20 protein-coding genes are annotated in these 20,763 nt (G+C 65.8%); 19 read left to right on the top strand and 1 reads right to left on the bottom strand.

The genetic code is table 11. The annotated features are described in order from the left end of the window. The first annotated feature begins 147 nt into the window (after positions 1-147). The 16 genes from HZB53_22210 (at position 148) to HZB53_22285 (ending at position 14,688) form a co-directional block, all read left to right on the top strand. Positions 148-666 (top strand): hypothetical protein, encoded by a 519-nt coding sequence (locus tag HZB53_22210; protein MBI5880375.1) that lies wholly within the window; start codon positions 148-150, stop codon positions 664-666. Further along, a complete protein-coding gene (gene mvaD, locus HZB53_22215; protein ID MBI5880376.1) occupies positions 573-1,562 on the top strand; it encodes a diphosphomevalonate decarboxylase in 990 nt (329 codons plus the stop codon). Before HZB53_22210 ends, mvaD begins: the two co-directional genes overlap by 94 nt. A 43-nt stretch (positions 1,563-1,605) precedes the next feature. After that, positions 1,606-2,049, top strand: coding sequence for a nuclease A inhibitor family protein (locus HZB53_22220; GenBank protein ID MBI5880377.1), 444 nt, complete (start codon positions 1,606-1,608; stop codon positions 2,047-2,049). A gap of 48 nt (positions 2,050-2,097) precedes the next feature. Continuing rightward, positions 2,098-3,006, top strand: a complete 909-nt coding sequence (locus HZB53_22225) for a DNA/RNA non-specific endonuclease (GenBank protein ID MBI5880378.1) — start codon at positions 2,098-2,100, stop codon at positions 3,004-3,006. A gap of 8 nt (positions 3,007-3,014) precedes the next feature. Next, positions 3,015-3,812, top strand: a complete 798-nt coding sequence (locus tag HZB53_22230) for a uridylate kinase (GenBank protein MBI5880379.1) — start codon at positions 3,015-3,017, stop codon at positions 3,810-3,812. Positions 3,813-3,863: 51 nt separating this feature from the next. Continuing rightward, positions 3,864-5,828 carry a response regulator gene (locus HZB53_22235; GenBank protein ID MBI5880380.1) on the top strand — a complete coding sequence of 655 codons (1,965 nt, stop codon included), beginning with the start codon at positions 3,864-3,866 and terminating at the stop codon, positions 5,826-5,828. 50 nt (positions 5,829-5,878) lie between these two features. Further along, positions 5,879-6,604 carry a gamma-glutamyl-gamma-aminobutyrate hydrolase family protein gene (locus tag HZB53_22240; GenBank protein MBI5880381.1) on the top strand — a complete coding sequence of 242 codons (726 nt, stop codon included), beginning with the start codon at positions 5,879-5,881 and terminating at the stop codon, positions 6,602-6,604. A 7-nt stretch (positions 6,605-6,611) separates the two neighbouring features. After that, the gene (locus HZB53_22245; GenBank protein MBI5880382.1) at positions 6,612-7,355 is read left to right on the top strand and encodes a gamma-glutamyl-gamma-aminobutyrate hydrolase family protein; all 744 of its coding nucleotides are present in this window, start codon (positions 6,612-6,614) and stop codon (positions 7,353-7,355) included. Beyond that, positions 7,352-8,086 (top strand): gamma-glutamyl-gamma-aminobutyrate hydrolase family protein, encoded by a 735-nt coding sequence (locus tag HZB53_22250; GenBank protein ID MBI5880383.1) that lies wholly within the window; start codon positions 7,352-7,354, stop codon positions 8,084-8,086. Before HZB53_22245 ends, HZB53_22250 begins: the two co-directional genes overlap by 4 nt. A 537-nt stretch (positions 8,087-8,623) precedes the next feature. Continuing rightward, complete coding sequence (locus HZB53_22255; GenBank protein ID MBI5880384.1) at positions 8,624-9,694, top strand: M23 family metallopeptidase; 1,071 nt, start codon at positions 8,624-8,626, stop codon at positions 9,692-9,694. A 15-nt stretch (positions 9,695-9,709) separates the two neighbouring features. Beyond that, the gene (locus tag HZB53_22260; GenBank protein ID MBI5880385.1) at positions 9,710-10,906 is read left to right on the top strand and encodes an MFS transporter; all 1,197 of its coding nucleotides are present in this window, start codon (positions 9,710-9,712) and stop codon (positions 10,904-10,906) included. Positions 10,907-10,978: 72 nt separating this feature from the next. Then, the gene (locus HZB53_22265) at positions 10,979-11,530 is read left to right on the top strand and encodes a DsbA family protein (protein MBI5880386.1); all 552 of its coding nucleotides are present in this window, start codon (positions 10,979-10,981) and stop codon (positions 11,528-11,530) included. Between the two features lie 265 nt (positions 11,531-11,795). Beyond that, on the top strand, positions 11,796-11,978 hold the full coding sequence (locus HZB53_22270) for a hypothetical protein (GenBank protein MBI5880387.1): 183 nt from the start codon (positions 11,796-11,798) through the stop codon (positions 11,976-11,978). A gap of 155 nt (positions 11,979-12,133) precedes the next feature. Beyond that, positions 12,134-12,397, top strand: coding sequence for a hypothetical protein (locus HZB53_22275; GenBank protein MBI5880388.1), 264 nt, complete (start codon positions 12,134-12,136; stop codon positions 12,395-12,397). Positions 12,398-12,407: 10 nt separating this feature from the next. Beyond that, positions 12,408-13,490, top strand: a complete 1,083-nt coding sequence (locus HZB53_22280) for a hypothetical protein (GenBank protein ID MBI5880389.1) — start codon at positions 12,408-12,410, stop codon at positions 13,488-13,490. Between the two features lie 196 nt (positions 13,491-13,686). Continuing rightward, entirely contained in the window at positions 13,687-14,688 is a 1,002-nt protein-coding gene (locus tag HZB53_22285) for a D-cysteine desulfhydrase family protein (GenBank protein MBI5880390.1), read from the top strand. A gap of 88 nt (positions 14,689-14,776) precedes the next feature. On the opposite strand, the gene HZB53_22290 is transcribed toward HZB53_22285, so the two are convergent. Then, positions 14,777-15,610, bottom strand: coding sequence for a hypothetical protein (locus HZB53_22290; GenBank protein MBI5880391.1), 834 nt, complete (start codon positions 15,608-15,610; stop codon positions 14,777-14,779). A gap of 189 nt (positions 15,611-15,799) precedes the next feature. Here HZB53_22290 and HZB53_22295 point away from each other — a divergent pair, with 189 nt between their 5' ends. The 3 genes from HZB53_22295 (at position 15,800) to HZB53_22305 (ending at position 20,591) form a co-directional block, all read left to right on the top strand. Then, entirely contained in the window at positions 15,800-16,219 is a 420-nt protein-coding gene (locus HZB53_22295) for a nuclear transport factor 2 family protein (GenBank protein MBI5880392.1), read from the top strand. Between the two features lie 1,380 nt (positions 16,220-17,599). Then, positions 17,600-19,840, top strand: a complete 2,241-nt coding sequence (glgP, locus tag HZB53_22300) for an alpha-glucan family phosphorylase (GenBank protein ID MBI5880393.1) — start codon at positions 17,600-17,602, stop codon at positions 19,838-19,840. Position 19,841: 1 nt separating this feature from the next. Further along, positions 19,842-20,591: a hypothetical protein gene (locus tag HZB53_22305; GenBank protein MBI5880394.1), complete on the top strand. Its 750-nt coding sequence runs from the start codon at positions 19,842-19,844 to the stop codon at positions 20,589-20,591. Positions 20,592-20,763 lie beyond the last annotated feature (172 nt).

Genomic DNA, 20,763 nt, shown 5'->3' on the forward strand with positions numbered 1-20,763 from the left:
ACATGCACAAGCGCATCCACTCCGCCTTGGGTTACCTAACGCCGGCAGAGTTCGAGAGCCAGTGGCGAACGCAACAAGCTGCGGCCTGAAGGTTCCGTTTCAACCGCCGTTTTTGTGTCCAGTTTTTGGGGGTCACTACAAGACCTCTTGCAGAACCCGCAGCATGTTACCGAGGGTCTGCACGCAGCCCAGGCGGAATCAGAATCCCGCAATGGGCCACTGCGGGAGCGCTTGGCGATCATCGAATCGCAATTGAGCGACTCCGAGGCTCAATTGGCCAAGTTGCTAGATTTGTACCTGAACGGTGAGTTCGCGAAAGAGCTATTGACTGAGCGCAAACTGCGACTTGAGAAAGCCGTAGCGGATCTGAAACGTGAGCACGCGGATGCCGCCGCCCAGATGCAAACGGTAGCTATCACGGATGAACAGGTGGAATCGCTGAAAGCGTTCTGCGAGGAAGTTCGTGTAGGACTTGATAACGCGACCTTCGAAGACAAGCGTCGATATTTTGACCTCATGGACGTGCGTGGTAAACTCGCCATCGAAAACAACGAGAAAGTGGTGTATGTCTCATGCAAGATCGGAAAGCAACGTGTGTCGCTTTTAGCAACATCGCCCTCATCAAGTACTGGGGCAATCGCAACGACACCCTGCGGCTGCCGATGACGAACTCGATCGGGTTCGCGCTCGACAGTGTATACACCACGACGACGGTCGAATTTGCGGACGGACAGCCTGCCGACGAGATTGAGATCGACGGCGGCGCGGTCAGCGGCGCGGCCCGGGAGCGCACCATCCACCACCTCGACCTGCTGCGCAGGTTGGCCGGCTCGGCGGCGCGCGCGCGCGTGGTCTCGCGCAACAACTTCCCGATGGGCGCCGGCATCGCGTCGTCGGCGTCGGGTTTCGCCGCGCTGACCTGCGCCGCCGCATGGGCGCTGGGACTCGATCTGCCGGAACGCGAGTTGAGCCGGCTGGCGCGGCGCGGCTCCGGTTCGGCGGCGCGCTCCGTGCCGGGCGGATTTGTCGAGTGGTACGCCGCCGACACGGATGCCGGCTCGTTCGCCGAGACGATCGCGCCGCCGGAACACTGGCCGTTGCGCTTTGCGGTGGCCGTGGTTTCGCACGGCGAGAAGCCGGTGGGATCGACCGAAGGGCACCGGTTGGCGCACACCAGCCCGCTGTATGCTGCGCGGCTCGTGCAGGTTGAAGAGGACATCCCGCAGATGCGGGAATCGCTCATGCAGCGCGCCTTTCATGCGGTCGGCTCGATCGCCGAAGCCGACTGCCTGTCGATGCATGCGGTCATGCTGACATCCGCGCCGTCGCTGCTGTACTGGACGCCCGAGACGGTCGCCGTCATGCACGCGGTGCGCGCATGGCGGGCCGGCGGGCTGGAATGCTACTTCACGATCGATGCCGGCCCCAATGTGATTGTGATAACCACCGAACAATCGGCTGCGGAGACGGCACAGCGCCTGCATGTATTGCCCGGCGTGCACACGGTGCTCACCGCCGGCGTTGGCGGCGCCGCCCGCCGCGCGGCGGAGTCCCTGTTTTGATGCCGTCCGCAACGGCAACCTGTTGAGCGCGGCCGGTATTGCCATGAACATCACCCAACTTATGAGCAAAGTGCGCGTACTTTTTCAGCGCTCGCCAGGCGACCCGATGGCGCTGATTTCCAAAGCCGCCGACGGTCTGCTCTTTTCCAGCGAGTCCGACTACCCGTTGACCCCGTTGGCCTGGACCGATCCCGCGCCGGTCTCGCCGCAAAGCCTGTGCAAACTGGCCGGACTGCCCGACGATACGCCGGTCGCGCAGGTTGAGGCCGACGCGTTCTTCGCGCCGATGCTCCGATTGCGCGAGGGCGCCACGCCGGAAGCCCAGGCACGCACGGCCCGCTACCGCAAATTAGTCGACCTGCTGCGCCAGCACCTGAGCGGCGTAGCCGTCTACAAGCTCGGCCGCGTGGAAATGCCCGTCTTCATCGTCGGCCGGCTTCCCGACGGAACGCTGGCCGGCCTGCGCACGACGGTTGTTGAGACGTAAACAGCAGCCCGGCGTTTGTCCTATTCCAGTACACAGGGATACATAGCTATGGATCTCGCTACGACTATCAAACGAGTCGGTTCGCTGATCGGCGCCGCGATCATCATTATCATCATTGGCATACTCTTCCCAAACGGCTCAGACACGAATCCGCCGCCCGTTCCCGAGCCGACCGGCCGCCCCGTGGCGACGAGCGCACCCGGCGCCACGAGCCAGCCGGGAACAAGCGGCACCCGGAACCTGGCGCTGGGCAACCCAAGCAATGCCGTACACGACGCGACCCAGCCGAACAACTACCTGATCGAGCGGCCGCAGTACGCCCTGTCGTACAATCGCGATCGCGCCATCCCCAACTGGGTGAGCTGGCAACTGGCGCCGAACGACATAGGCCCCGCGCAGCGCAGCAATGAGTTTGTCTCCGATACGAGCCTGCCGAGCGGCTGGCTGCGCATCACGACCGACGACTACACCGGCTCCGGCTACGATCGCGGCCACATGTGCCCGTCGGCCGACCGCACGGCGACCCAGGATGACAACGACGCCACGTTCATCATGACCAACATTGTGCCGCAGGCGCCGGACAACAACCGCGTAACCTGGGAGCACCTGGAGTCCTACTCGCGCTCGCTCGTCGGCAAGGGGCACGTGCTGTATATCACCGCCGGCAGCGATGGCGCGATCGAGAAGCTGAAGAACAAATTGACGGTGCCGGCCTTCACATGGAAGGTGATCGTCGTGGCCGCCAGGGACGGCAACATTTCGGGAATCACGACGAGCACGCCGGTCATCGCCGTGCGCGTCCCCAACGACAAGAACGCGAAGCTGGGCGATTGGGACCAGTATCGCGTCACCGTCGCGTCGATTGAATCGGTTACCGGTTACAAGTTCTTTACGAACCTGCCCGCGGCGACCCAGACCGCGCTCAAGTCGCGCATCGATCCGCCGCCGACCAACTGACATCACACGTGACCACGCTCGTATTTCTGAAACTCGGCGGATCGCTGCTGACCGACAAGACCAAGCCGGAAGCGGCTCGACCCGATCAGATCCGCCGGTGCATGCTTGAGATCGCCGGCGCGCTGCGGGCGCGGCCCGACTTGCGACTGGTGCTGGCGCACGGCAGCGGGTCGTTCGGGCATGTGGCGGCCGTGCGCTCGCGCTTCGGCAGCGGCGGCGCCACCGGCTATGTGGAAACGGGCGCGGCGGCGGCGCGGCTCAACCGCATCGTCGCCGATATCGCGCTCGACGCCGGGCTGCCGGTCGCCGCGCTGCAGCCGGCCGCCTCGGCCGTCTGCGACGACGGGCGGCTGGTGGAACTGGCCACGCACCCGCTTGAGATCGCACTGCAGTACGGACTGGTGCCGCTCGTCTTCGGTGATGTGGCGTTCGACTTGCGGCGCGGCGGCTGCATCGCCTCGACCGAGATGATCTTCGACTTTCTGGCGCGGCGGCTGCACCCGGCGCGCATCCTGCTCGTCGGCCAGGTCAATGGCGTGCATACGTCGGATCCCCTGCGCGACCCAACGGCGCAGCGCATCGCGCGCGTCACGCCGGCCACGCTCCCGGCCGTGCGCGCCATGCTCGGCGGCAGCCACGGCATCGACGTCACCGGCGGCATGCTGACCAAAGTTGCGCTGATGGCGGCGCTGGTGGAGGCCGTGCCGGGCGCGCGCGCCCAGATCATCTCCGGGGAGACCGAAGGCCTATTGCGCCAATGCCTTATTAGCGACGATAATGAGGAAGGCACCATCATTAGCAACTAGCGACTAGCGACTAGCAACTAGTTGCTAGTATAATGTCGGCATAGGTGGCATATGGCCCAGGAAAAAATCCTCGTTATTGACGACTCCCAGCAGATTCGCGAGGTCATCGCCAAAGTACTGACCAGCGAAGGCTATGTCTTTGTCGGCGCGGCCGACGGGCGCACCGGGCTCGAACTGCTGGGCAAGGAAAAACCCGATCTGATCCTCACGGACATGCAGATGCCGCGCATGTCCGGCCTTGAGATCTTGCAACTGCTGTCGCAGTACAAGGTCGATATCCCGGTCGTAATGATGACCGCGCACGGCTCCGAGACGATCGCCATCGAGGCGTTCCGGCTCGGCGTCAAGGACTACATCCCCAAGCCGTTCGAGGTCGATGTCGTGCTGCGGGTCATCGAACGCGCACTGGCCGAGACGCGCCTGCGCCGCGAAAAAGAGACGCTCACGCGCAACCTCGCCGCCGCCAACCAGGCGATGGAGCGCCGCATGCAGGAGATGGCGGTGCTGGGGCGCGTGGGCCAGGCGGTCAGCGCGCTGCTGGAGCCGCCGGTGCTGATGAAGCGCATCGTCGAAGCCGCCGTGTACGTGTGCGGCGGCGCGCGCGGCGCGTTCCTGCTGGCCGAGGACGGCAGCCTTCGCTTTAGCGCGGCGGCCGGCTTCCCTGCGCGACTGGAAGGCACGACCGCGCCGCTGTCCAGCATCGTGGCGGGCGCGCTCAAGTTGAGCCAGCCCTTGATGCTGGCCGGCGCGCAGGTCAGCCAGGAGCCGTACGGCCGCGACGCACCGCCCCCGGCCGCGTTCCTGGCCGCACCGATCATTGCCAAAGGGCGCGCGATCGGCGTACTGGCCGTGGATCGCACGCAGGCCAACCGGCCGTTCGGCGACAACGATGCGCGGCTGCTGGCGGCGATCGCCGACTACGCAGCGATCAGCCTCCAGAATGCGCGGCTGTTCAGCCAGGTCAAGAGCGCGCAGGACCAACTGCAGGCCGTCATCAACTCCACCACCGACGGCATTGTCGTCTTCGATGGGCGCGGCGACGTGGCGCTGGCCAACCCGGCGGCGCGCGAGATGCTCGACACCGAAATCGCGCCCGGCCACGCACTGCTGCCCTCCAGCGTCAACAACGCGCTGATCCAATTGCTGTCGCGCGCCAAAGCGCAGGGCAAGCCGCTGGGGCTGGAGATGCCGGGCGCGCGCGGCAAAGTGCTCACGGCGACCGTCTCGCCCGCGCCGGAGATCGGCCACGTGGCGATCCTGCACGACATCACCCAGCTGAAGGAGTTGGAGCGCGTTCGTCACGAGACGGAGCAGAGCGAACTGGAGCAGTTGCGCGCGACGTACGAGCGCTACGTGCCGCCGGCCGTGGCGGAGCAGTTGCTGCGCGCCGGACCCGACGCGCTGGCGGCGCCGGAAGTGCGCGAAGTGATCGCGCTGCACGGCGGCCTGCGCGGCTTCGAAACGCTTTTGAACCAGGTGGTGCCGGAGGCGCTCATCCGCGACGTGCTCAACCGCTATTTCGAGACGATGAGTGAAATCGTCCTGCAGCACGGCGGCACGATCGATAAGTTCGACGGCGAAAGCCTGCTGGCCGTCTTCGGCTGGCCGCTGGCCGGCCCCGACGACGCGGCACAGGCGGTCGCCTGCGTGACCGACATGCAAAACGCATTCGCGCAACTGGGACTGGACTGGGAGCAGGCGTTTGGCGCCGATCTCGGTTTCGCGGCCGGCATCGGCCACGGCATGGTCATCGCCGGCAGCATCGGCTCGCCCCAGCACCAGGATTACACCGTCGTCGGCGACGCCGTGAGCATCGCGCGGCAGTTGAGCGAGCACGCGCATCGCGGCGAAATACTCATGTCGCGCAGCGTGCTCGACCGGCTGCCGGGCGCGCCCGGCGGCGTGCTCTTCGACGACTTCCCGCCGGTCAGCCTGCGCGGGCAGAGCGCCGAGCACGAGATCGTGCTGGTGCGGCCCGATCTGGCCGCGGCCCGCACCCGCGCGCTGTCGTCCTGACCGTACCGGCGCGCTCTATCATACCCATTTCGCATTCGGAGGAACTGGCAGTGTCTCGACCGCTCATTGGCATCCCAATGTATAGCAATATCAACGACCCGCAGCGGAGGCGGCTGAACTACTCCGGCACCAGCACCTACAGCCGCGCGCTCGATCTGAACGGCGGCCTGCCCGTGTTCATCCCGCTTGAGCTCGACGAGCAGTCGCTGCGCGAGATTTACACCAAGCTCGACGGCCTGCTGCTCTCGGGCGGCGTGGACGTGCACCCGCAGCACTACGGCGAGGAGGTCGAGTCGTTCTGCGGCGAAATCGATCCGCTGCGCGATGCGACCGAGCTGACGGTCACGCGCTGGGCGCTGGCCGACAAGAAACCGGTACTCGCCATCTGCCGCGGCGTGCAGATGTTGAACGTCGCGTCGGGCGGCTCGCTGCACCAGGACATCGAGAGCCAGCACCCGGACCCGATCGCGCACCGCAGCGTCTCGCATCTTGAAACCGAGGCGCCGCACACCATCGCCATCGCACCCGGCTCGCGGCTGGCCCACGCGGTCGGCACGACGACGTGGGTTACGAACTCGTACCATCACCAGGCGCTCAAGCACGTGCCCGACTACATGCACATCACGGCGCGCGCATCCGACCAGATCGTCGAAGCGGTCGAGGGCGATGATCCGAGCGTCTATGTGCTCGGTGTGCAGTTCCACCCCGAAATGATGGTGGATGACGACGCGCGCGCGCACGGCATCTTCCGCGATTTCATCGGCGCGTGCCAGTGAGACAGCCATGACCCGCCCCCTCATCGGCATTCCAACCGCAACCACCCTCACCGAGCACTACTGGGCGCGCGTCGTGTATGACGTCGTCGCCGCGTATAGCCGCGCGGTCGACCGCAACGGCGGCGTGCCGATGCTGATCCCGCTCAACCTGAGCGACGAGGCGCTGCGCACCCTCTACGACCGCGTGGACGGCGTGCTGCTGGCCGGCGGCGACGACATGCACCCGGCCACCTACGGCGAAAGCGCCCAGCCGCACTGCGGTGCGCCCGATTCGCTGCGCGACGCGACCGAGCTCAAGATCGCGCGCTGGGCGCTCGACGAGCGCAAGCCGCTGCTCGGCATCTGCCGCGGCCTGCAGATGATCAACGTCGCCACCGGTGGCACGCTGTACCAGGACGTCGACACCGAGTACCCCGACCCGATCCAGCACCGCATCCGCGGCGCGAACGGCATGCCGATCAACGCGCCGCACCCGATCGCGATCGACGAAGGCTCGCGGCTGGCGAAGGCGATCGGCGCGACGACCGCCATCGTCAACAGCGGCCACCACCAGGCAGTTAAGGATGTCGGCGACGGCCTGCAGGTGATCGCTCGCGCCGCCGACCAACTGGTCGAGGCCGTGACCGCCGTCGCCGACGAGCGCTACATCCTCGCCGTGCAGTTCCACCCGGAACTGATGATCGACGACGAGCCGCGCATGAACGGCATCTTTCGCGATTTCGTGAACGCCTGCAGCGCGGAGGCCCGGTGAGCGCGCCGCTGATCGGCAGCCCGGCCTTCGCCCGCTTCAGCACGTGGGGCGACGGCACGCGCGACATGGACCTGGTCGGCATGCCGACGTACAATCGTGCGCTGGTGCAGAACGGCGGGGCGCTGCTCTTCATCCCGCTCGATCTGAGCGGCGACGCCCTGCGCGGCATCTACGATAAACTCGACGGGTTGCTGCTGACCGGCGGCGTGGACGTGCACCCCAACGAGTACGGCGAGGCCATGGAGACGTTCTGCGGCGAGATCGACCCGCTGCGCGACGCCGCCGAGTTGAAGATCGCGCGCTGGGCGCTGGCCGAGCGCAAGCCGATCCTCGCCATCTGCCGGGGCGTGCAAGTGCTCAACGTGGCGGCAGGCGGCACGCTGTACCAGGACGTCGAAGCGCAGTATCCCGACCCGATCCCGCACCGGCGGCTGGTCAACGGCGAGCCGGAGAACGCACCGCACCCGATTGCGATTGTCGAAGGCTCGCGGCTGGCCCGCGCGCTGGGCGGCGCCACGGCGACCGTCAATAGCGGACACCATCAGGCCGTCAAGGCCATCGGCGCCGGGCTGCACGCCACCGCGCAGGCTGCCGACCGCCTGACCGAGGCGATTGAGGCGACCGATCCCGGCGTGTTCGTGCTCGGCATGCAGTTCCACCCGGAGCAGTTGCTCGACGAGCAGCCGCCGATGCACGGCATCTTCCGCGCGTTCGTCAGCGCATGCCGGTAGTACAGATCACCGCAACCAGGCCCTTCATCATCCGCGAATTATGCGAATCGCCACGAATCCGAACCCGTGGATGCATACGCGTTTTTTCGCGCCTCCGCGCAACAGGCACTCATCAAGTTTCGCTCTGGGTCCACCGGCATTGTCGTCCTGAGCGCGAAGGCCAAGCGCTATAGGCCTTCGACGTTGCGCGCGCGAAGGATCTCGAATCTGCGATCTACTGTGCTATGTGGTAGAAAAGGGTAGCGTCGCCGAATTAAAGCAGAATGACTCTCCATCATTCGCGTTATCAGTGATAGACGCTTACACACCGCCTCGTTGGCGGGCTGCATCTGGGCTTTTTCCAAAATCGACGTTCCCTCTCCCTAACCCTCTCCCGCGACGCAATAACGGCGTCGCAGGAGAGGGGATTAGCTTCTTCCGGCGTATGCCCCGCGGCACAGGTGCGGATGCGGGCGCGTAATCACCAGACATTTGAAAAGCCCTGCGGGCTGCATTGCGATGCTATAATTGATGCGTAGTTCTGCGTATGAGGTTGGGATGCGTCTTCTGTTCGCTTGCCTGGTCATTCTGCTGCTTGTGCTCTCGCTGCTCGGCTCGGGGGTCATTAACCTCGACTCGATGCCGCCGGAGCGCGTCCCGGCGTCAATCACACAGTGGTGGGGACTGATCGAAGCGTCGTCCAACCAGTACGACGTCGATCCGTTCCTGGTTGCGGCCGTCATGATGCAGGAGTCGGGCGGTAATCCCGACTCGCGCTCGTCCGCGGGCGCGAACGGCCTGATGCAGGTCCTCAACGGTCCGTTCGAGCCGACGACGAACGTGGACCGCGGCGTCGCCATCCTGGCCCGGAACCTGCAAATGTTTCAGGATGTGCGCGTGGCGCTGGCCGCTTACAACGCCGGGCCCGGCCTGCCGGACGCCGACGCCGTCAACAACGCGACCATTCGCTACGCCGGTGTGCGCGGCGCGGCGCGCAAGGCGGGCGTGCCGGCCGGCGAATTCGACAAGTACGTGCAGTACCTGCCGGCCGAGACGCGCCGTTACGTCCCGGCCGTCATGGCCTACTATGATCGCTTTCGCGGCGGCCCCGTCACGGTCAACCAGTACGACGGGATCGTGCGATATCCGCTCGACAAGTTCACCTGGTTCGCCAGCTACGGCAGAAACACGGGCAACGGCCAGCCGTGGCACACCGGCGAAGACCTGAGCGCGCCGTGCGGGACGGCCGTCAAAGCCGCATTTGACGGCGATGTCGTCTATCGCGGGTGCCTGTACGGCAACTGCAAGGACGGCGGCGTGGCCAACGGCGCGACCGGGCACGGCCTGGTCGTCATCCAGCAGTTCGAACCGGACAAGTACGCCGTGTACGCGCACCTCGCCAGCTACGTCTCTGACAAGTCGGCCAAAGCCGGCGACGTCGTCGGCTTCATCGGCATGACCGGCTTTACGCGCGGCTGTCACCTGCACTACGCCATCTGGCAGGGCGGCCTCGACGACCTGCTCAAGGGCAACGGCCGCACGTGGCTCGACCCGAAGAAGTTCTTCCCCAACCAATATCACCGCCCGACGCCCGCGGCCGCCGCAGCCACCGTCGCCCCAAAGAAGTAGCCGGACCGCCGCCGCATGCGCCCTGCGCTTGGACTGACGGTGCTCCTGCTGGCCGTCGAGCTGCTCGACGAGTTGGTCTTCGGTGCGCAGGGCGCCGCGCTGCCGCTGATCCGTGACGATCTGCACCTGTCATATGAGCAGATCGGCCTGCTGCTCGGCGTGCCGATTGTGCTGGCTAACCTGATCGAGCCGGCACTCGGCCTGCTGGCCGATACGGGAAAGCGGCGCGTGCTCATCGTCGGCGGCGGTATCGGGTTCGCGCTGGCGCTTGCGCTGGTCGGCGGCGCGCAGTCATTCATCGCCTTGCTGATCGGTTTCGTGTTGCTCAACCCGTCGAGCGGCGCGTTCGTCAGCCTTTCACAGGCCGCGCTGATGGACCTGCACCCCGCGCGGCGCGAGCCGATGATGGCGCGCTGGACGGTCGCCGGCTCGCTCGGCGTGCTGGGCGGCTCGCTGGCGTTGTCGGCGGTCGCGGCGCTGCGCGGCGACTGGCGACTGCTCTACTTCGCATTCGCCATGGCCACGCTCGGGATGGTCGCTGTGCTGTGGCCGCAGCGCGCTCTGCGCGGCGGGACCGGCGGTGAACCATCAGGCAGCCTGCGTGACGGCCTGCGGGCGCTGCGCACCGCCGTGCGCGACCGGCGCGTGCTGCGCTGGCTGGCATGCCTCGAACTGGCCGACTTGATGGGCGACACGCTGCTCGGCTTCACCGCGCTCTACTTCGTGGACGTAGCCGGTGTGGACGAGGCACAGGGCGCGCTGGCGGTGACGGTGCTGACCGGCGAATGGCTGGCCGGCAACGTCGCGCTTATACCCCTGCTGGAGCGCGTGCGCGGACTGACGTACCTGCGCGCCAGCGTGCCGCTCACGCTCGTGCTGTACGCGGCGTGGCTCGCAGCGCCCGAGATCTGGCTCAAGTACGTCCTGCTGGGCGCGGTCGGGCTGGCGGCGTCAGGCTGGTACGCAGTCATCAAAGCGAACCTGTACGGCGTGCTGCCGGAGCGCTCCGGGTTGGCGATGGCGCTGGCCGCGCTGTCAGGCGTGCTGGCCGGGTTGGTGCCCGGCGTGCTCGGCTGGGTGGCGGAGCAGTACGGCCTGCCGTGGGCAATGGCGCTGCTGGCGCTGGGGCCGCTCGGCCTGCTGATGTTGCTGCCGCGCGGCGAGTCGGCGGCGGGCGGCACAAATGACGGTATAATATCGCGCGGAGGATAATGATCTATGGCTGTGGATATCCAGGTCTTCAGCGACTTTATCTGACCGTACTGCTACATGGCGCATTCCAGTTTGGAACGCTTAAAGCAGGCGCGCGATGTGCGCGTGCGGTGGATGTCATACGAACTGCGCCCGGAGCGCGAGTACACGCCCGAGGAGCAGCAGGCCATGGCGGCCTACAAGCAGAAAGTGGCGGCCGGCTGGCCGCGCGTCGTCGCGATGGCCGAGACGTACGGGCTCAAGTTCGGCGCGCGCAACGCGAACAGCAAATCACGGCTGGCGCTCGAAGCGGCCAAATTCGCGGAGGATGCCGGTCGTGACGCGGAGTACGTGCCGCTGCTGTTCAGCGCCCACTTCGTCGAAGGCCGCGACCTGAGCGATCGCGCCGTGCTGGTCGAACTGGCGCAGGCTGCCGGCATGGACGGCGCCGCGCTCGACCAGGCGCTGCGGGCGCGCGATTACAAGACACGCGTCGAGCAGGAATTGGCGCTCGGCTTCATGTATCGCTTGAGCGGCGTGCCCGCCTTCATCATCGGCAGCAAATACCTCGTCACTGGTGCGCAGCCGCTCGAATTGCTCACGCAGGTCGTGGACAAGTGCATCGCGGAGGGCGCGACGGTCTGAAGTGGCGTCAACCCGATCCACAAATGAATACGCCAATTACGTAATTGTTTACCGGGCCAGACGGCCTGAGCGCAGGGCGTCCATCGGAAAAAAAGTCGGATTGCCGTTGGCTGACGAATGGTGTATGGTAGCTGTGTGATGACGATGGACAGGTTGACGAAGCAAATGGCTGAATTGCGGGAGCTGGTCACGCAGCAGGCTGCCACCATCGCCCAGCAGGCCGCAGACCATTGTCGCGCTGGCGCGGCTCGGCGCGGAGGTCGATGTGAAGAACGCGTACGGGTTCCTGATCGACGAGCGGGTCGTTCGGCCGTGGACCACGCCGGGCGGTGCGGCCGTGCAGTTGCCCGACCCGGCCAAAGTGCAGGCGGGCGTGAAAAACCTGTGGAGCGGCTCGTCGCTGACCAGCGCCATCAAACGCCCGGCCACGATGGGCTGCCCGAAGTAGACGAGGCGGCAAGCACGTTGACATGACGATGCCCCTCGATGAGTCGGCCGGCGAGCGTGCTGCCGGAGAGGGTACGGGGGGAAGAGGGAAGGCGCAGAGGCATCACTGCCGGTCGAACGTTGTTGCACCCACATGAGGATTACAAGGAGGACTGCATGAGCGTCAGTGGAAAGTATGCTGCGCTGCATCGTTGGTTAAAGGCACAACCGGCCGGCAAATCACGGGTGGAAATGAGTTTCAAACGCATCGAGGAGATCCTGCAAGCCCAATTGCCGCGCTCAGCATATGACTACGACGCATGGTGGCGTGATGCAAGCGAGGGAAGCAGTCACGTGCAGGCGAGGGCATGGCTGGACGCTGGTTGGCGGATTACTGCTCTCAATCGAAGCAACGGAAGCGTAACCTTCACTCGCGGCTAGGGCATTTCGTATGATTTTTGACACAGCGGAAGTTAGGCAACTTTGCGAGAAGCATCGCGGCGAGGAGGATTTTCGCGTTCCGAAGATCGTCTTTCTGGCTCGCTCAGATAGCGTCGCGGGCGAGCGAGAGTATATCGAGCGTCTGGCCGCACTTGTTGACGAAGAGAAACGCATAGAATGGGTTAATAGCCTAACAGCGCCTGATGATGGGAAGCATCTAGGTGCTTGGTTTGAAATAATGCTGTTTGGCTTGCTGCAAGAATTGGGTCCAGTGGAAGTCCAGCCAGATATCGAGGGTGACTCGCCCGATTTTCGTTTTTCGGCCGGCACACAGAACGTAATGCTCGAGGCTCGCGCCGTGATACGCTCCGCTACAGAGAAGACGCACGATATCCGTACAAGTGAGATCTTGTCAGCGCTGCGTACAATCAGGCGTCCGTTCCTTGTTCGCGTTAGGGGACTGGTTATAGGAAGTGGTGCCCTTGAAAAGGAGAAGTTTCTCGGTACTGTGAGGGACTGGCTCGACAACTATCCAGCGCAGCCCATCCAGTTCCAAGACTCGGGTGGCAACCGAGTGGTGTTGCTCGCAGACCCGATGCCTGAATTGACACAGGTCGTGACCGTTGGGCCCACTACACGGGGCACGGTCAGCGGCGAGGTAATCCGAAATCCGCTAAAGAAGAAAGCGGGGCAGCACCAGAACTTGCGTAAGGCGGGTCATCCATACGTCGTTGCCATTCTGCTCGAATCTTGGCAATTGACGGCAGAAGAAGTTGTTGAGGCCTGGTTCGGGAAACAACAAACAGTGATCAATGCCGAAACTATGCAAGTCATCGAGCAGACATTTGATAGATCCGGATTGCATTTCTTCGGATCCGAGATTCATCACACCTCAGTGAGTGGCACACTTGTGTTTCGCAAAGAATACGCTGCGAGACTCCGTCGACATACGCTAAGGGCGTGGTTCGTTCAGAATCCATTTGCTACCGTGCCAATCCCACTGTTATCTCTCCCAATTGTGTCGAGCTACGTCGTCACAAGACGAAATTCAACCGGCATTTGGATGGGATGGGTTTCGGCTGAGCCCAGCTAAAACATGACCACCCCATCTTCCACCATCGTCCCACGTCTCTGGAACTCCTGTAACGTCCTGCGCGACTACGGTATGTAGCACGGCTACTATTCCGTGGCCAATACGCCTGTCTATTTCTGGTGATGCATCGCGAAATCACTCACCGACCACATGTGCCAGGTACCCACACCACAGCAGTACGAAAGGACATACCACCATGATCGAGAAGATGCCCCGCGCGCGCATCGCGCACCTCCCGACGCCGCTGGATGAGGCGTCGCGCTTGTCGGCCGCGCTCGGCGGCCCGCGCATCCTGATCAAGCGCGACGACATGACCGGGCTCGCCTTCGGCGGCAACAAGACGCGCAAGCTGGAGTACCTGATCGGCGATGCGCTGCAGAAAGGCGCCGACTCCGTCTACACCGCCGGCGCGCCGCAGTCGAACCACTGCCGGCAGACGGCCGCCGCCGCGCGCAAGGCCGGCCTGCGCTGCGTGCTGTTCTTCATGCCGGGGCACCACGACGAGCCGCAGGGCAACGTCCTGCTCGACTACCTGCTCAAGGCCGAGATCGTCCACAGCGAAGCCGAAAGCGCGGACGCGGTGCTGGCGGAGATGAATGCGTTGGCCGAGAAGGAGAGGCAGCAGGGCCGCAAGCCGTATATCGTGCCGGTCGGCGGCTCGAACGGCGTCGGCACGCTCGGCTACGTCAGCCTGGTGCTCGAGCTCGCCAACCAACTGTTCGAGCGCGGCATCAGTGTCGATCGCGTCTACTTCTCATCGGGTTCCGGCGGCACGCAGGGCGGGCTGCTGCTCGGCAAGCGGCTGTACCACGCCCCCTACCGGCTGATCGGCGTCAGCCCGGGCCGCGACGCGGCCGGTGTCACCGAGAACGTGGTGCGCACCGCCAACGAGGGCGCGCAGGTGCTGGGCGCTCCGACCAAGTTCAGCGCCGCCGACGTCGAGGTGTACGACCAGTTCACCGGCCCGGCCTACGGCGTGCCGACGCCGGAATCGCAAGAAGCGATCCGGCTGTTCGCCGAGACCGAGGGCGTCATCCTCGATCCGGTCTACACGGCCAAGGCCGCCGCCGGCATGATCCACGATATCCGCAGCGGCAAGATCGGCAAGGACGAGACGGTGATGTTCATCCACACCGGCGGCATGCCCGCGCTCTTCGCCTATCACGCAGAGACGATGAGCGCCCTCCGCGCCGGCTAACGCGAATCTAGACTCACCACAGAGGCACAGAGACACAAAGAAATCTTGGTTTGTCTCTGTGCCTCTGTGTCTCTGTGGTGGCCCGTCTTCAAGGCGCGACGGGGTAGCGGTACGCCTTGGCGGGGTAGCCAAAGCCGCCCACCTCCCACACGATGCGGCTATCGCGGTCGATCTCGATGACCCGGTAGTTCCCGCCGTCCGCGATCAGCGTATTCCCGCCCGCCAGGCGCACGGCGGAGTACTGGTTGCGCACCACGCCCGGCGCGACCTCCCACACAATCTCCCCCGCCGAGTTTAGCTCCACCACGCGGCTCAATGCGCGAATCGAGACGAGCGTGTTGCCATCGTCCAGCCGCTGGCAGTAGACCGGTCCCAGCGCATCGAACAGCGCGGGCGTTTGCGGCCCGAGGCCACCCACGGCCCACACCTCGCGCCCGGCCGCGTCCACCTCGAACACCCGGTTCGTGCCGGCATCGGCGATCAGCGTGCGGCCGTTCGCCAGCCGCTCGGCTTTCCACGGCCAGCGCAGCGGCAACAGCGCCCACACCTCGCGCCCCGCCGCGTCGAGCTCGCGCACGAAGCCGGGCACGTCGTCGTCCCAGCCCGCGACCAGCAGGTGCCCGTTCGGCAGGCGCTGCAGACTGCACGGATAGCCTCCGACCGGAAAACGCTCCACGACCGTGCCGTCCGCCGCGACGCGCCAGACCGCCCGCGCGCGGATGATATTGACGTACCATGTGCCATCGCCGGCCGGCGCGGCATCGTACGGCATCTTCAGTGTGCCGATGTCCAGCAGCGTTTCGCCGGACGCGCCGATATGCACGATGCGGCCGGGCGGCTCGTCGTCGTTGCCGACCATGCGCCCCGGAATCTCGTCCACGATCAGCGTCGTCCAACCCGATGTCGCCATGCGCGATGTCATGTGTGCCTTCCCCGTTCGATCCACATGCTATTCGCGTTCATTCGCGTTATTCGCGGATCGATCTTCTGCTTTGTGCCTTTGTGTTGTCTGTTGTTTCGTCCTGCTATGATACCCGCAACCCGGCAGAAAGCCCCAGGCGCGGCGCGTTTCATGCTATAATCGCGGGTGGCCGCTGTCGCGTGCCGCCCCATGCCTATGGATGACCGCGCCGCCATTGCCGAAACCAACCGCAACTTTTACCGCGCTCTGCGCGGCCAGGACATGCGCATGCTGGACCAGGTCTGGTTGCATGCCGACTGGGTCGCCTGCGTCCACCCCGGCGCGGCGCAGGTCACCGGCTGGCAGGCGGTGCGCGACTCCTGGGTGCGCATCCTGACGCGCGGCCCGCTGCCGGTCCTGCCCACGCAGGTTATGATCCACGTCGAGCGCGACCTCGCCTGGGTGACGTGCGTCGAGAACATCACCATGCCGGGCGAACCGCTCTGGCAGACCGCCGCGATGCAGGCCACCAACCTTTTCCAGCGCAACGGCGATGAGTGGCGCATGATCCACCATCACGCGTCGCCTCTCCCCAACGCCGACGAGGCCGCCGGGCGCTCTATGAATTGACGGAATGTTATGGCACTGAACGTATTGATGTTGTCTTCGGAAATCTTCCCGTTTGCCAAGACCAGCGGCGTCGCCGACGTGGTCGGCTCGCTGCCGCCCGCGCTCAGGGCGCTCGAGATCGACGTGCGGCTGGCGATGCCGCGTTACAGCGTCATTCCCGCCGCCTCGTTCAATCTGCACGACGTGCTGCCGGCGTTTGACGTGCCGCTCGACGGGCGGCGCGACAAGGCATCGATCGCGCAGTCCGCGATCGGCGACGTGCCGGTCTACTTCGTGGACAACCCGCGCCTGTACCGCCGCGACGGCATCTACATGTACGCCGACGACGCCGAGCGCTTCATCTTCTTCTGCCGTGCCGCGCTGGAGATGTGCCGCCAGCTAAACTGGCGCCCCGACATCGTGCATTGCCACGACTGGCAGACGGCGATCGTGCCGAACTGGCTCAAGACGCTCTACGCCGACGACCCGTTCTTCCAGAACACCGCCAGCGTTTACACGATCCACAACCTGGCGTACAAAGGGCTGTTCGGCACGCGCGTGCTGGAGATCGCCGGACTGCCCGCGCAGGACTTCGTCGCGCACCCCAACGTCACGCCCGACCCGGAGTACCCGGTTGACTTCATGGCGCGCGGCATCTACTTCGCCGATGCGATCACGACCGTCAGCGAGCGCTACGCGCGCGAGATTCTCACCCCCGAGTACGGCGAGGGACTCGACCCGGTGCTGCACTCGCGGCAGGAGCACCTGTTCGGCATCCGCAACGGCATCGATTACGCGCGCTTCAACGCCGCCGCCGACGCCACGCTGGCGCAGACCTACGACGCCGACTCGCTCGACCGCCGCGCCGCCAACAAGGCCGACCTACAGCGCACGCTGGGCCTGCACATCGACCCCGAGGCGCCGCTGCTGGCGATGCTCTCGCGCCTGAACGACCCGAAAGGCGTTTACCTGTTGCGCGACGTGATCGAGCGTATCCTGGCGCTCGGCGCGCAGTGCGCGCTGATGGGCACCGGCGACGACGCGCTGCAGTCGTACTTCACGAACCTGCAGGAGCGCTATCCTGGCCGCGTCGCCTATGCGCCGACGTTCAATGAGGCGCTGTCGCTCAAGCTGTTCGCCGGCAGCGACATCTACCTGATGCCGTCGCGCTTCGAGGCGGCCGGCACCAACCAGCGTATCGCGCTGCGCTTCGGCGTCGTGCCGGTCGTGCACGAGACGGGCGGCCTGGCCGACAGCGTCACCGACTTCAACCCGCGCACCGGCGCCGGCAACGGCTTCACCTTCCGCGACATGGACCCCTGGGCGCTGTATACGGCGGTCGTGCGCGCCATCGAGACGCGCAAGCACCGCGTGGCCTGGCGACAGTTGCAGCGCAACGGTATGGCCTCTGACCTCTCGTGGACCGGCCCGGCGCAACGTTACGCCGACGTGTATCGATGGGCGCTGGACAAGAAACTCGCCGGGCAGCGCCAGCAACAGGCGCTGGCCGCCGATATCGAGCGCACCGCGCGCGTGATCGCGCAGTTGCCGGCACGCATCGGGCGGCTCGGCGAGCTGGCGTACAACCTCTGGTGGACCTGGCAGCCCGAAGCGCAGACGCTCTTCGCCCAGCTCAGCACGGCACTGTGGGACGAGTCGACGCATAACCCGATTCGCGTCCTGCGCGCGGTGACCGGCGAGCAGATGGCCGCGGCCGCCACCGACCCGGTCTATCTGGCCGCGTATGATCGCGTGATGAAGCAGTTCGACGCGTATATGGGCGAGCACGCCACTTGGTTCTCCGGCCGGTACCCCTATGCCACCGAGGACCCGATCGCTTATCTCTCCTTCGAGTTCGGCCTGCACGAATCGCTGCCGATCTACTCCGGCGGTCTCGGCGTGCTGGCCGGCGACTCCTGCAAAGAGGCGAGCGATCTCGGCCTTCCGTTCGTCGCGGTCGGCTTCCTGTACCCGCAGGGCTTCTTCCTGCAGCAGATCGACGCCGACGGCCGGCAGATTGCCGTGCGACAGAAGGTGAACTTCGCGGAACTGCCCGCGCTGGCGGTGCGCGACGCCGACGGCAAGCACGTGACCATCGCGGTCGACCTGCCGGGCCGCAGCATCTACGCGCAGTTGTGGCGCATGCAGGTCGGGCGCATCGCGCTGATCATGATGGACACCGACATCGAGCAGAACTCGCTCGCCGACCGCCAACTCGTCGCCCAGCTTTACCACGGCGACCAGGAAACGCGCATCGCGCAGGAGATGATCTTCGGCCTCGGTGCGGCGCGCGCCCTGCGCGCGATCGGCATCAACCCCAGCGCGTGGCACCTGAACGAGGGGCACGGCGCGTTCCTCACGCTCGAACTGCTGCGCGAGCTGGTGCAGAGCGGCGTGGAGCCGCAAGCCGCCATCGAGCGGGTGCGCGCGCAGACACTGTTCACCACGCACACGCCGGTGCCGGCCGGCAACGACGCCTTCGCGCCCGAGCTGATGGACAAGTATTTCGGGCACATCATCCCGCAGCTTGGCCTCGCGCGCGACGCCTTCCTGCACCTCGGCATGCACGACGGGCAGTTCAGCATGACGGTGCTGGCGCTGCGCCTGACCAGCGCGGCCAACGGCGTCAGCCGCCTGCACGGCGAAGTCTCGCGCCAGATGTGGGGCTGGGTCTGGCCGAATGTGCCCGCCGACCGGGTGCCGATCCGCTCGATCACCAACGGCGTGCACAGCGACACGTGGCTCGCGCCGGAGATCGGCACGCTGTTCGCGCGCTACCTCGGCGCGCGCTGGCACGAGCAACTCGACGAGCCGGCGCTGTGGGAGGCCGTCGCCCGCATCCCCGACGACGAACTCTGGCTGGCGCATACCGTGCGGCGCACGCGACTGGTCGAACTGATTCGTGCGGCGGCGCGGCAACGCGCCGTGCGGCTGGGCCAACCCGACACCGGTTTCGACCGGCTGCTCGACACCAACATGCTGACGATCGGGTTTGCGCGCCGCTTCGCCACCTACAAGCGCGCCACGCTGATCTTCCGCGACGCCGAGCGCCTCAAGCGCATTCTGAACGACCCGGCGCGCCCGGTGCAGATCATCTTCGCGGGCAAATCGCACCCGGCTGACATGCCGGGCCAGGAATTCATCCGGCAGGTCTTCGGTTATTCGCAGGCCGAGGGGCTGCGCGGGCGCATCCACTTCCTCGAAGAGTACAACATGTTCACCGCGCGCTTCCTCGTCGCGGGCGTCGACGTCTGGCTGAACAACCCGCGCCGCCCGCTCGAGGCGAGCGGCACCAGCGGCATGAAAGCGTCGCTGAACGGCATCCCGACCGCCAGCATCCTCGACGGCTGGTGGGTTGAGGGCTATAACGGCTCGAACGGCTGGGCGATCGAGAGCGCCGACGCACGCGCCACGGCGCAGGACGCGCAGGATGCGCAGGACGCCGAATCGCTCTACCGCGTGCTGGAGCAGCAGATCGTGCCGCTCTACTACCGGCGCGATGCCGACGGCCTGCCGCACGACTGGCTCAAGGTAATGAAAGAGGCGATACGCACGGTTGCGCCGCAGTTCAGCACCCGCCGCATGTTGAAGCAGTACGTCGAAATGTGGATCGCCGCGATGGCGCGCGGCGGCTCGGTGTAGCGTGCGGCAGTTCACGGCGCGCCTGACGCCGCAGGCCGAGGCAGCCGGGCTGCGGCTCGTGACGCTGGCGGCCGATGGCCTGCCGGAGTTGCGCCCCGGGCAGTTGATCCTGGCGCGCGTGCCGGGCACGCTCGACCCATACCTGCGCCGCGCGTATGCGCCGCTGGTGCGCGGCCGCGATCTGGACGTCGTGCTGCTCGTCCCCGCGAGCGACCCGCTGCTGGCGCGCGACGTGACCACGCTCGATCTGCTGGCCCCGGTGGGCAACGGCTTCACGCTCGAAGCGAGCACGCGCCGCCTGCTGCTGGCCGGTTCAGTGGCGCACCTCGCGCCGCTCATCGCGCTGGCGCATGAGGCGACTCGCGCGCAGATCGCCGTCACCCTGCTCGTCGAGCACCCCGACGCCCCGGCCGATCTCTCGGCGTTCCTCGGCGCTCTCCTCCCGCTCGACGTGGAGTACCAGATCGCCGCCTCACTCGCGCCGCAGTGGCCCGCACTGCTGCGCTGGTGCGATCAGGTCTGCGCGGCAGGCGAGCCGGCGCTATACGACGCCCTGCGCACCGCCATTGTACCATCCACCACGCCCGCCGGGTTCGCGCAGGCGCTCGTCATGCCGGAAGCAGCCTGCGGCACCGGCGCCTGCCTCGGCTGTGCGGTCAGCACCGCGCGCGGCACGCAACTGGCCTGCGTGGACGGCCCGGTCTTCGACCTGCGTTCGTTGTACGGTTTCAACCCGGCTACGTCGCAGTAAAAGACCATAGGTAAGCCCGACCCAATCGCCGTCATCCTGAGCGCGAAGGCAACATCAAGCCCTTTCAAGGAAGCATGCGCGCGAAGGACCTTAAATCATGATCTCTGGTGACACCGCTGATTGCCAACTGAGATGCTTCACGCGCACGACGCACAGAATCCTGTGGGTTTTG

This window comes from Chloroflexota bacterium (genome assembly GCA_016235055.1).
GTDB lineage: Bacteria > Chloroflexota > Anaerolineae > JACRMK01 > JACRMK01 > JACRMK01.

Coding starts and splice junctions, on each gene's coding strand:
- mvaD (MBI5880376.1), top strand. CDS start 573: ATGCAAGATCGGAAAGCAACGTGTGTCGCTTTTAGCAACATCGCCCTC.
- HZB53_22220 (MBI5880377.1), top strand. CDS start 1,606: ATGAACATCACCCAACTTATGAGCAAAGTGCGCGTACTTTTTCAGCGC.
- HZB53_22225 (MBI5880378.1), top strand. CDS start 2,098: ATGGATCTCGCTACGACTATCAAACGAGTCGGTTCGCTGATCGGCGCC.
- HZB53_22235 (MBI5880380.1), top strand. CDS start 3,864: ATGGCCCAGGAAAAAATCCTCGTTATTGACGACTCCCAGCAGATTCGC.
- HZB53_22245 (MBI5880382.1), top strand. CDS start 6,612: ATGACCCGCCCCCTCATCGGCATTCCAACCGCAACCACCCTCACCGAG.
- HZB53_22255 (MBI5880384.1), top strand. CDS start 8,624: ATGCGTCTTCTGTTCGCTTGCCTGGTCATTCTGCTGCTTGTGCTCTCG.
- HZB53_22260 (MBI5880385.1), top strand. CDS start 9,710: ATGCGCCCTGCGCTTGGACTGACGGTGCTCCTGCTGGCCGTCGAGCTG.
- HZB53_22275 (MBI5880388.1), top strand. CDS start 12,134: ATGAGCGTCAGTGGAAAGTATGCTGCGCTGCATCGTTGGTTAAAGGCA.
- HZB53_22280 (MBI5880389.1), top strand. CDS start 12,408: ATGATTTTTGACACAGCGGAAGTTAGGCAACTTTGCGAGAAGCATCGC.
- HZB53_22285 (MBI5880390.1), top strand. CDS start 13,687: ATGATCGAGAAGATGCCCCGCGCGCGCATCGCGCACCTCCCGACGCCG.
- HZB53_22290 (MBI5880391.1), bottom strand. CDS start 15,610: ATGACATCGCGCATGGCGACATCGGGTTGGACGACGCTGATCGTGGAC.
- HZB53_22295 (MBI5880392.1), top strand. CDS start 15,800: ATGCCTATGGATGACCGCGCCGCCATTGCCGAAACCAACCGCAACTTT.
- glgP (MBI5880393.1), top strand. CDS start 17,600: ATGGCCTCTGACCTCTCGTGGACCGGCCCGGCGCAACGTTACGCCGAC.